Genomic DNA, 11,274 nt, shown 5'->3' with positions numbered 1-11,274 from the left:
GTCGTCCGGCCTCTGTCCCGGTCCCGGGCGGCCCACTCTTCCCTTGCGAGGACCCATGCTCATACGTTCTGCCGTCACCGCCCTGTCGGGCGCGCTGGTCCTGTCCGCCCTCGCCGTCACGACCGCCGACGCCGACGGCGGCCAGGGAGACACCCACGTCGTCCAGGTCGTCGTCAACGGCGGAAAGCCGGTCGTGGTCGGTGCCACCGGGTCGAAGACGTTCACGCTCAGCATCACCGCCGCCGACAACTCGGGGATCAAGGACGCCTTCGGCTGGGTCTACCACGGCTCGGTCGACAACCCGGACGGCCATGCGGGGCCCGGTTCCGAGACTCCGATGGACTGCTCCCCCGACCCTGCCAGCGAGACCACCGCCATCTGCACCACCGACATCACCATCGGCCCCCGTACCGCCCACACCAACTCCACCGCCGGAACCTGGCACGTGTGGACCTCCGTGGACGCCTACGACTTCGACTGGATCCAGCTGGACAGCGCGGGCACCTTCCTGATGAAACGTGCCGCCAGACTGACGGCCGACGCCTCCCCCGAGCCGGTGGCCGCGGGCAAGACCCTCACCGTCACCGGCAAACTGACCCGCGCCAACTGGGACAACGGCACCTACGGCGGCTACGCGGGCCAGGCGGTGAAGCTGCAGTTCCGCAAGGCCGGGACGACCACCTACAGCACCGTGAAGACGGTGACCAGCGGAACCGGCGGCGCTCTGAAGACCACGGCGAAGGCCACCGTGGACGGCTACTGGCGCTGGAGCTTCGCCGGGACCGGCACGACCGGGTCGGCCAACGCTCCCGGCGACTACGTCCACGTCACCGCTTCCTGACCTGGGACCCGGTCAGGTCCGGCGCGTCAGGATGGGGCTCGTCACCTGACCGGGCACGAAGTCCTGGGCGTCGTGCGGGGACGCGGCCCTGCGGTCGGCGCGGAAGGCGCTCGGGGTACGGCCCGTCATCGCCTTGAACGTGCGGTCGAAGTGCGGCTGGTCGTGGTAGCCGGCCTGCGCGGCCGCGTCGGCCCAGCTCGCGCCGGCCTCCTTCAGCCGCAGGGCCGCCTGCAGCCGCATCACCTGCGCCGCGCCCTTCGGGGTCAGCCCGGTCTGGCAGCGGAAGCGCCGTTCGAGGTGGCGGCGGATCCAGCCGGTCCGGGCGGCCGGCTCCTCCCCCCGTACCCGCCCGGCCGTGCCCTGAAGGGCGCGCCAGGCCCAGGCCACCTCGGGGCTGCCGGCCGGGCCCGATTCCAGTGCCGCCCGCAGCACCCGGTCCAGCAGCGCGAACCGGCCGCGCCAGTCCGGGACGCCCGCCAGCCGGGCGGGCAGGTCGGCCCAGGGCGAGCGGCGGAAGGCCTGTCGGCGCCGCAGGCCCTACCGCATCTCGCGTACCGCCCGCGACCCGAGCACCGCCACGGCGGTGGCGGCGAGCACGCAGGCCACCACCCCGAACAGGGCGAGCGTGTCGACGCGGGCCAGTGCGCCGCACACGATGAGCGACAGGGGGGCGGCGGCGTAGCCGAGGACCATGTCGACGGAGACGACCCGGCTGAGCACGTTCTGCGGGATGTTGCGCTGGATCCAGCTCAGCCCGAACACGCCCTGGAAGCCGATGGCGAAGCCCATGGCGAGTACGGTCGCGACCACGGCCGGCGTGCTGTGCACCAGCCCGAGCACGGCCATCCCGGCGCCGAGCCAGCCCGCGAGTGCGGCCACCAGCAGGCCGACCCGGGGCCGGCCGCCGAGCGCTCCGCCGGCCAGGGTGCCGAGCATGGCGCCTCCGGCGAGGGAGCCGTTGAGCACGCCCAGCGTGGCGGAGCCGCCGCGCAGTACCTGGTCCGCGAGGGTGGCGAAGCCGACCGTGAAGGGCCCGGCGTAACAGAAGTTGACGGCGGTGTCGAGGGCGACGACGGTGCGCAGCCGGGGGTCGCGCCAGGTATAGGTCACGCCCTCGCGGATGCGGGCGCCCAGGGACTTGGGCGCGTCCTCGGCGGCCGGCGCGGCGGACTTGGCGGTCCGGGGCCGGGTGCGGATGCTCGCGACGCACCAGCCGCACAGGGCGAAGCAGACGGCGTCGACGAGGAAGGCGACCGGCGCCCGGGTCAGGGCGATGACCACACCGCCGACGGCCGGGCCGACGACGGCGGCCGTGCGCGATCCGGCGCCCAGCAGCGCGTTGGCCGGAGTGAGGAGCTGTTCGTCGACCACGGACGGCAGGATGGAGACTCGGGCGGGCTGGAAGAAGGCGTCGACGGCGCCGAAGGCCGCGGCCGCCGCGCACAGCATCCACACCGTCAGATGCCCGGTCAGTCCGGCCAGTCCGACCCCCGCCATCAGCCCGGCCCGGGTCCAGCTGGAGGCGACCATGAGCGTGCGGGTGGACCAGGAGTCGCTGAGGGTGCCGCCGACCAGGGTGAGCAGGGCGCGGGGCACGGCCTGGAAGGCGAGGACGTAGCCGAGGGTGAGGGTGGAGCCGGTCAGGCCGAGGGTGATCCAGGAGAAGGCGACGACGCTGAAGCCGTCGCCGAGCAGGGACAACGACTGTCCCAGCCACAGGAGTTGGAAGGGGCGGTGCCGGGCGGGTGCCCACAGCCGTGGACCGGCGCCGGCGAGGGTGGTGGCCATGGTGGAGCCTTTCGTGATCGGCGGGGCGCGGCACCCGGCGGGAACGGCCGGGTGCCGCGGCGCGGGTCGGCGGTCAGTAGCGGACGGGCAGGGCGGTGAGGCTGCGGTTGAGCAGGGAGGGCTGCCAGGTGAGCCGGTCGGGGTCCGGCACCGTGAGGTCCGGGTGGTCACGGACCATCGTCTCCACGGCGGCCACGGCCACGAGTCGGGCCAGGGCGGCGCCGACGCAGAAGTGGGCGCCGAAGCCGAAGCCGAGGTGGGTGGCGCCGGTGCGGCGGACGTCGAACCGGTCGGGGTCCTCGAAGCGGCCCGGGTCGCGGTTGGCGGCGGCGGTCACCAGGAAGATCCGGTCCCCCGCGCGCAAGGTGCGGCCGTCGAGGTCGAGGTCGCGGGCGGCGGTGCGGATGGACATCTTGGACGGGCCGTCCAGGCGCAGCGCCTCCTCCACAGCCCCTTGCACCAGCCCCAAGTCCTCACGGACCGCCGCGAGTTGACCGGGACGGGCGTGCAGGGCCAGGACCGCGTTGGCGATGAGGTTGCTGGTGGTCTCCCCGCCGGCGAACGCCATCTGGGTGAGCATCCCGACGAACTCCTCCTCGGTGACCGAGTCCCCGACCCGGCCCTCCCGCAGCACCTGGCTGATCAGGTCGTCGGCCGGTTCGGCCCGGCGCCGGGCGACCAGGTCGGCGAGGTAGTCCTCCAGGCTCACCAGCGCCTGCAGGGAGGCCCGGTACTCGCTCTCCTCCTGGGCGGTGCCGAGGACGAGGTCGGCGACGCGGGCGTTCCAGTACCAGAAGGAGGGGGCGTCGGTGCGCGGGATGCCGAGCCAGCGGGCGAAGACCAGGGCGGGCAGGGGCTTGGCGACGTCGGCCATCAGGTCACCGGTGCGGCCGGGGGTGGCCCGGCGGGCGAGGACGGCCGCCGTGGCCTTCTCGGTGAAGGTGCGGTAGCGGGCCACGGCCCGGGCGGCGAAGGCCTCCTGGAACACCTGGCGCAGTCTGCGGTGGTGTGGCGGGTCGTTGAAGACCATCCAGCGGGACAGGATCCCGAAGGCCCGCTCGGCGTCCGCGCGGGCGCCCTGCGGCACCGCGTCCATCAACGGCCGTACCCGGTCGGCCGAGACGGCGGGGTCGCGCAGGCAGCGCATGACCTGGTCGTATCCCGTGACGAGCCAGGCGTGGTGCATCGGGCTCCAGTGGACGGGAGCGTGTGCGCGCAGCGCGTTCAGGTAGCCGTAGGGCTCGGCGACGAGGTCCGGGGAGAGCAGGTAGCGCTCGGTGAAGGCGGGGGCGACGGTGGTCATCGGGCGTCCTCCGCCTCGATCCCGACGAGCAGGTCGGCGATGCCGCCCACCCTCGGCTCGGCCATCATCGACATGTGGTCGCCGTCGCTGATGTGCAGGGTGAGACCGCCCTCGGCCACCTCCCGCCAGCGTGCGACGTAGGTGTCGTAGTCGACGTCGAGGCCCGGCATCGTACGACCGCGGGGCAGTCCGGCGGCCTCGCTGCCCACCACCAGGTGCACATGTCCGGGGTGGGGCCGGACCTCGTAGGCGGCGAGCGCGGCGAGCAGTGAGTGCCACACCTCGATCGGCGCGTCCTCGACCAGGGCGGCCTCGGCGGGGCTCATGCCGGCGCCGAGCAGGGTGGCGGTGAGTTCCGCCGTGGCCCGGTCGCGCTGCGGTGAGGGCGGCAGCTCGCGCAGCCGGTCGCGCAGGCGCAGTGCCTCGCGCAGGTCCTTGGTGACGCCGGTGAGACGGGCGCGGGCGGCGGCGTTGGGCAGGTACGGCTCGATGAGGACCAGCGGCGCGGCCCGGTGACCCGCCCGGTGCAGCTGGGTGGCCATCTCCAGGGCGATGTTGGCGCCCATGGACCAGCCCAGCAGGGCATGCCGGCCCTCGCCGTCCCGGTCGGTCATCTCGGCGACGTAGTTGGCGGCGATGCCCGTCACGGTGCTCGGGTCCACGCCACCGAGCAGGCCGCGCGCCTGGAAGGCGTGGACGGGGCGGCCGGGCGGCAGGGCGCGGGCGAGCGGCACGAACCAGGCGGCGCTGCCGCCGGTGGGGTGCACACACCACAGGGGCTCTCCCTCGCCCTCGCGCAGCCGGACCTCGGAGGTGACGGCGGCGGGCAGGGAGGCGGTGCGGGTGGCGTGCGCGGCGAGCCGGGCGATCGTCGGGTGCTCGATCAGGTCGCCGACCGAGACGGTCAGACCGCGTCCGGCGGCCATCAGGGAGACCCGGACCGTGGACAGTGAGCTGCCGCCGATGCGGAAGAAGTCGTCGTGGACGCCGATGCGGGACAGTCCGAGGACTTCCCGCCACACCTCGGCGAGGACCTTCTCGGCGGGGGTGGCGGGGGCGACGTACTCGGTGTCGCTCTCGACCGCCTCCGCCGTGGGCAGCGGCAGCGCTCGTTTGTCGATCTTGCCGCTGCGGTTGACGGGCATCTGGTCCAGGAAGACGAACCGGGCGGGCAGCATGTAGACGGGCAGGGAGGCGCGCAGGGCACGGCGCAGCTCCTCGGGGGCGGGCCGCTCCGGGCCGGGTACGACGAGATAGGCGACGAGGGCCGGTTCGCCGGGCAGGTCGGTGCGGTGCAGGACCACGGCCTGGCGGACGTCGGGCAGCGCCCGCAACGCGTGCTCGATCTCGCCGAGTTCGATGCGGAAGCCGCGCAGCTTCACCTGGGAGTCACGGCGGCCGAGCCACTCCACCGAGCCGTCGGGCCGGTGGGTGCCGAGGTCGCCCGTGCGGCACAGGCGCTCGCCGGGGGCGCCGTACGGGTCGGGGACGTAGGTGGCGGCGGTGAGCGCGGGCCGCCCGAGGTAGCCGCGGCCGACGGCCTGACCGCCGAGGTAGATCTCGCCTGGGACGCCGGCCGGGACCGGCTGGAGGTCCTCGTCCAGGACGTGGATGCGGGTGTTGCGGATGGGGGTGCCGATGGGCGGGCGGCCCTGGCCGGGCGTCAGCTCCGCGGCCACGGACCACACCGAGGTCTCGGTGAGCCCGTAGACGTTGTGGAAACGGCGGCCCCGGGCCCAGACGTCGGCGAGTTCGGCCGGGCAGGCCTCGCCCGCGACCTGGAGCACACGCAGCTCGGGGAATTCGTCCTCGCCGAGGACCGCGAGGGCGCTGGGCGGCAGCATGGCGCCGGTGACGTGATGCTCGCGCAGGGTGCGGGCCAGGTCGGGGCCGGGGCGCAGCGCGTCCTTCGGGGCGGTGACCAGGCGGCCGCCGTTGGCGAGGGACCAGGTGAGTTCCAGGATCGAGGCGTCGAAACCGAAGGAGGCGAACTGCAGCACCCGGTCCTCGGGGGTGGGCCGCACCAGGTCGCGCTGGCCTTCGAGCATGTTGGACAGGCCGCGGTGCGGGATGGCGACGCCCTTGGGGGTGCCGGTGGAGCCGGAGGTGTAGATGATGTAGGCGAGGGTGTCGGCGTCGGGCTCCGCGGTGCCGGGGACTTCGGACGCTTCGATCGGCGTGTCGGCGTCGAGGAGCAGCACCGGACCGTCGAAGGGCACGGTTCCGTCGAGCGCCTGCTGGGTCAGCAGGACGCGCATCCCGCTGTCCTCGGCCATGAACGCCAGCCGGTCGGTGGGGTGTTGCGGATCGAGCGGCAGGAAGGCGCCGCCCGAGCGCAGCACGGCGACGGCGGCACGGACCAGGTCGGGTCCGCGCTCGACACAGATGCCGACCACCGTCTCCGGGCCCACCCCGAGCCGGCGCAGTCGTCGCGCCAACACCTCGGCCTGTGACTGCAGTTCGGCGTACGTCAGCCGGTGTCCGCCGTGCTCGACGGCGACCGCGTCCGGGGTGCGGGCGGCGTGGGCGGCGATGTGCTCGTGGAACAGCAGCGGCGAGGACGGGGTTTCGGGCCCCTTGGCCCAGACGTCGAGGGCGGTGGCACGGGCGGCGCCGGTGAGTGCGGGCCGGGTCACCCGGGCGTGCGGGTCGGCGGTCATCGCCTCCAGCTGGGCGCAGAACACGTCGGCCAGCTGCTCGGCGGTGGCGGGTGCGACGAACTCCGGGTCGGCGTCCAGCGTGAAGGCGTTGACGCTCGCGTTCACCAGCAGCGGGAACATGGTCCGGGCGATCTCCAGGGAGTCGTCCCAGGACTCGTGCGAGAGCCGGTGGAAGTTGACGTAGTTGAAGACGGCGTCGGTCCAGCTCGGCTCGGTGGGCCGCAGTCGGGCGATGCGCACGAGCGGGACCCTGCGGTGCGGCAGCATGTCCTGCTCGGCGCTGAACACGTCCCGCAGGTGGGCGAGCCAGCTGCCGCGCGGGCGGGCCACGCCGAACGGCACGGTGTTCAGGAAGAGTCCGCGCATCCGGTCGGCGCCCGGAACCTCGGGCCGGCCGTTGGTGACCAGGCCGATGCTGTGGCCGAGCGCGCTGTCGTCGCGCTCCGCGAACAGGCTCATCGTGTGGTGGAACGCGGTCATCAGGACCGTACGGCGCGGCACTCCCGCTTCCTTGGCCAGCCGGCCGATGCGCTCGGCGAGGTGGGCGTAGGAGCGCCGCACCTCGTGCACCGGCGGCTGCCCGGCGTCCGGGCCGGCCGGGCGTCGGCCCAGGCGGACCGGCCGCAGGTCGGCGAGCCGCCCCCGCCAATACTCCAGCGACTCCTCGCTGTCGAGCGCGGCCCGCTCCAGGGCGACGTACTCGGCGAAGGCCGGGGCGCTCGGCGGCCGTGGTGCGGTGCGGTGGGCGACGGCCTCCCGGTGCAGGGACAGCAGGTCGGCGACGAGCGAGGTCAGGCTCCAGCCGTCCAGGACGACATGGCAGTCGGTGAGGACGAGCCGCAGGTCGTGGTCGGTGACGTGGTGGAGGTGGATACGGACCAGGGGCGCGGCGGCGAGGTCGAAGCGGCGCCCGAACTCCTCGTCCACGAACCGGCCGAGCCGCGCCCGCTGCTCCTCGCGGGGCAGTCCGCGCAGGTCGGTGTAGCCGACCGGGAGGTGGGCGCTGCGATGGACGAGCTGGAGCGGTTCGCGGTACGAGACGAGGTCCACGGAGGTGCGCAGGATGGGGTGCCCGGCGACCACCGCGTCCACGGCGGCCTGGAAGGTGTCCAGGTCGAAGCCCTCGGGGACGGTGATCTTCAGGTCGGTGACGTTGTGGTAGGCGCCGCGCCGTGGGTCGGCGAGCATCTCGTGCAGCATGCCGGCCTGCAGCATGGTGAGCGGGTAGGCGTCGGCGAGCCCGTCCGGCAGACGGTCGGCGTCGGCGGGGTCGAGCTGGGAGAACGGGGTGACGGGGGCCGGGGTGTCGACGTCGTCGGTGACGAGCGTGGCGAGGTCGGCGAGAGTACGGGCACGGAAGACGTCGGCGACGGTCAGGCCGAGGCCGGCCTGCCGGGCCAGGCCGACCAGGCGCAGTGCGAGGATGGAGTCGCCGCCCAGGTCGAAGAAGTTGTCGCTGCGGCTGACGTGTTCGGCGCCCAGCACCTGTGTCCACACACCGGCCAGGCCCTGCTCCACGGGCCCCTCCGGAGGCACGTGCTCGCCCTGTCCGGCCGACGTGGGTACGACAGCGGTCAGCACGGCTCGGTCGACCTTGCCGTTGGCGGTCAGCGGCAGCCGCTCGTGGCGGACGAACAGCGCCGGGACCATGTAGTCGGGCAGGGTCAGGCGCAGCCCCTCCCGCAGTGCGGGCGGGTCCAGCGGGCGGGCCTCGGGGGTGACCACATGGGCGACCAGCCGGGCTCCGTCGCCGTCGCGTCGGGCGACCACGGCGACGTCGGCGACACCGGGCAGCGTGCGCAGGGCGGTCTCGATCTCGCCGGGTTCGATGCGGTAGCCGCGGATCTTCACCTGGTGGTCGGCACGGCCGACATAGGCGAGTTGGCCGTCCTGCAGGACCCGTACCAGGTCGCCGGTGCGGTACATGCGGGCGCCGGGCTCGCCGAAGGGGTCGTCGAGGAAGCGTTCGGCGGTCAGCTCCGGCCGGTTGCGGTAGCCGCGGGCGACTCCGCCGCCGGAGACGTACAGTTCGCCGACGCTGCCCGGCGGGACCAGCCGGCCCCGGGAGTCGAGGACGTAACCGTGCTGGCCGGACAGCGGACGCCCGATCGGCGAGCGGACCGCCCCCGTCACGTCCTCCTCCATGATCGTGCGGAAGGTGACGTGCACGGTGGTCTCGGTGATGCCGTACATGTTCACCAGGGCGGGACGGCGTCCCGGGGCGGTGAACCAGTCGCGGTAGTCCCGCACGTCGAAGGCGTCGCCGCCGAAGATCACCGTGCGCAGGGCGAGTTCGGAGAAGTCCCCGCCGGCGTCCTCAAGGTGGGCGCGCAGGCCCTTGAAGGCGGCGGGAGTCTGGTTGAGGACGGTGACACCCTCCTCCCGCAACACGCGCTGCACGGCCGCCGGGTCGCGCACCTCGTGCGCGCCGAGCACCACGACGTGTCCACCGCTGGTGAGCGGGGCCCACAGCTCCCACACGGAGAAGTCGAACGCCGGGGAGTGCATCAGCGTCCACACGTCGGCGGGCCCGAAGTCGAAGTGCCGGTCGGCGGCGCCGAGCAGCCAGGCGAGGTTGCCGTGGGTGATCTCGACGCCCTTGGGACGGCCGGTGGAGCCGGAGGTGTAGATGACGTAGGCGAGGTCGCCCGGGTCAGGGAGGACGTCCTCGCAGTCGGTCCCGGTCTCGGTGCCCAGCTCGATGACGTCAACCGGCAGCCCCTCCACCGCCGGGCGGGTGGCCGGGTCGGTGACGATCCAGTCGATGCCGGAGTCGGTGACGGTGAACTCGCGCCGGGCCCGGGGGTGGGAGGGGTCGAGCGGCAGGTAGGCGGCTCCGGCGCGCCACACGCCGAGCAGGGCGACGGCCAGGTCGGGTGTGCGGTCGAGGCAGACACCGACGAGGGAGCCGCGGGCGACGCCCGAGGCGCGGAGCCGGGCGGCCAACCCGGATGCCCGGGCGTCGAGTTCGGCGTAGGTGAGGGAGCGCCCGGAACCGGTCACGGCCACCGCGTGCGGGGTGCGGGCGATGTGCTCGGCCAGGCGGTCCGGCGCGGTGCGCGGGGCGGGAAGGGAGCCGGTGCCGGAGTTGGCGGGTCCGTCGGGTCCGAGCAGGTGGGCGCGTTCGGCCGGGCTGAGCGGATCGATGGCGCCGAGCCGGGTGTCGGGCTGTGCGCAGAAGGCCTCCAGCAGGGCCACCGTGTGCCGGGCGAGGGCGGCGACCGAGGCCTCCTCGAACAGGTCCGGCCGGTAGACGAACGCCAGGTCGGTACGGCCGTCCCCGTCCCGCAGGTCCAGGGTGAGGTCGAACTTGGCGGTGGTCAGGGAGATCCGGTACGGCGTGCCGCTCGCACCGCCGAGGGCGAACCCGGCCGGCGTGGCGTCGGTGTGCGTGTACAGGACCTGGACGAGCGGGTTGCGTGCGAGATCGCGCTCCGGGCTGAGCGCGTCGACGACCCGCTCGAACGGCAGCGACTGGTGGGAGAACGCCTCCAGGACGCGGTCCCGGGTGCGCTCCAGCAGCGTCGCCGGGGTCGGGTCGTCGGAGACGTCACCGCGCAGCACGAGGGTGTTGACGAAGAAGCCGACCAGCTGTTCCGTCTCGGCCTGCTCCCGGCCCGCGACCACCGTGCCGACGGCGATGTCGCTCTGCCCGCTGTGGAAGGCCAGCGCGGCCTGGAAGGCGGCCAGCACCGTCATGTACGGGGTCGTACCGACACGCCGGCCCAGCGCGGCGAGCCCGTCGGTGAGCGCGGGCGGCAGGGTGACGGTGTGGGCGGCGCCGCGTCCGCCGGGCGTGTCGGGGCGGGGGTGGTCCGTGGGCAGGTCCAGCGGGGTCAGACCGGCGAGCTTGGAGCGCCAGTGGTCGAGGGCGGCGGACTGGTCGCTCTCCCGTTGCCACAGCGCGTAGTCGGCGTAGTCGAGGGGCAGTTCGGGCAGGTGCGCGGTGCGGCCCTCGGTCCTGGCCCGGTACAGCTCGGTCAGGTCACGGACGATCAGGTCGAGCGACCAGCCGTCGGAGACGATGTGGTGCATGCCGAGGACCAGCACGTGGTCGTCGTCGGCGGCTCGTACGAGGGTGGCGCGGAAGGCAGGTTCACGGGCGAGGTCGAAGGGGCGTACGGCGGCGGCGTGGACGGCGGCCGTCAGGCGTCGCTCGCGGTCGGCGCCGGCGGGGCCGGTCACGTCCACGATGTCCAGCGCCGTGCCGTCGGCGGGGCCGGTCATGGCCATCACGTCCGGCACCGTGCCGCCGGCCGAGCCGGTCACGTCCGGCGCCGTGCCGTCGGCAGGCAGCACCCGCTGGTACGGGACGCCCTCGTGCTCGGGGAAGACCACCCGCAGCTGCTCGTGCCGGGCGACCAGGTCGGCCACGGCGGCCCGCAGCGCCGGCACGTCCAGGGGGCCGGTGAACCGCCAGGCGGCGGGCAGCAGATAGGTAGGCGCGCCGGGGTCCAGTCGGTCCAGGAAGTACAGGCGCTGCTGGGCGGCGGACAGCGGGATCCGGTCCGGGCGGGGCCGGATCCGCCGCGGACCGTCGGCCCGGGCGGCGGCCCCACGCAGCCGCTGCTCCAGCAGGCGGCGTGCCGCCGGGGACAGGCCGCCGCCGGTGGCGAGGGGGCCGGGACGCACGTCCGAAGTGGTCATGAGGGCACTCCGTTCTCACTCTGGGAAAGAAGCTG

The 11,274-nt window shown here is 74.0% G+C and carries 5 protein-coding genes; 1 reads left to right on the top strand and 4 read right to left on the bottom strand.

Annotation, left to right across the window (positions count from 1 at the left end):
* Window positions 1–55 precede the first annotated feature (55 nt).
* Window positions 56–841 (top strand): calcium-binding protein, encoded by a 786-nt coding sequence (locus tag CRP49_RS33515; protein ID WP_097256725.1) that lies wholly within the window; start codon window positions 56–58, stop codon window positions 839–841.
* A 12-nt stretch (window positions 842–853) separates the two neighbouring features.
* Here the strand turns inward: CRP49_RS33515 and CRP49_RS33510 are convergent, their stop codons facing one another.
* The 4 genes from CRP49_RS33510 to CRP49_RS33495 form a co-directional block, all read right to left on the bottom strand.
* Window positions 854–1,273 (bottom strand): helix-turn-helix domain-containing protein, encoded by a 420-nt coding sequence (locus CRP49_RS33510; protein WP_257033571.1) that lies wholly within the window; start codon window positions 1,271–1,273, stop codon window positions 854–856.
* A gap of 105 nt (window positions 1,274–1,378) precedes the next feature.
* Window positions 1,379–2,629, bottom strand: a complete 1,251-nt coding sequence (locus CRP49_RS33505; RefSeq protein WP_097256723.1) for an MFS transporter — start codon at window positions 2,627–2,629, stop codon at window positions 1,379–1,381.
* Between the two features lie 73 nt (window positions 2,630–2,702).
* Window positions 2,703–3,932: a cytochrome P450 gene (locus CRP49_RS33500; protein WP_097256722.1), complete on the bottom strand. Its 1,230-nt coding sequence runs from the start codon at window positions 3,930–3,932 to the stop codon at window positions 2,703–2,705.
* Window positions 3,929–11,239 (bottom strand): non-ribosomal peptide synthetase, encoded by a 7,311-nt coding sequence (locus CRP49_RS33495; protein WP_097256721.1) that lies wholly within the window; start codon window positions 11,237–11,239, stop codon window positions 3,929–3,931. The genes CRP49_RS33500 and CRP49_RS33495 overlap by 4 nt, the downstream gene beginning before the upstream one ends.
* Window positions 11,240–11,274 lie beyond the last annotated feature (35 nt).

This window comes from Streptomyces sp. Ag109_G2-15, from assembly GCF_900215565.1.
Classification (GTDB): domain Bacteria; phylum Actinomycetota; class Actinomycetes; order Streptomycetales; family Streptomycetaceae; genus Streptomyces; species Streptomyces diastatochromogenes.
The sequence above is the reverse complement of the archived record's forward strand: the minus strand, read 5'-3'. Positions and strand labels throughout refer to the sequence as shown.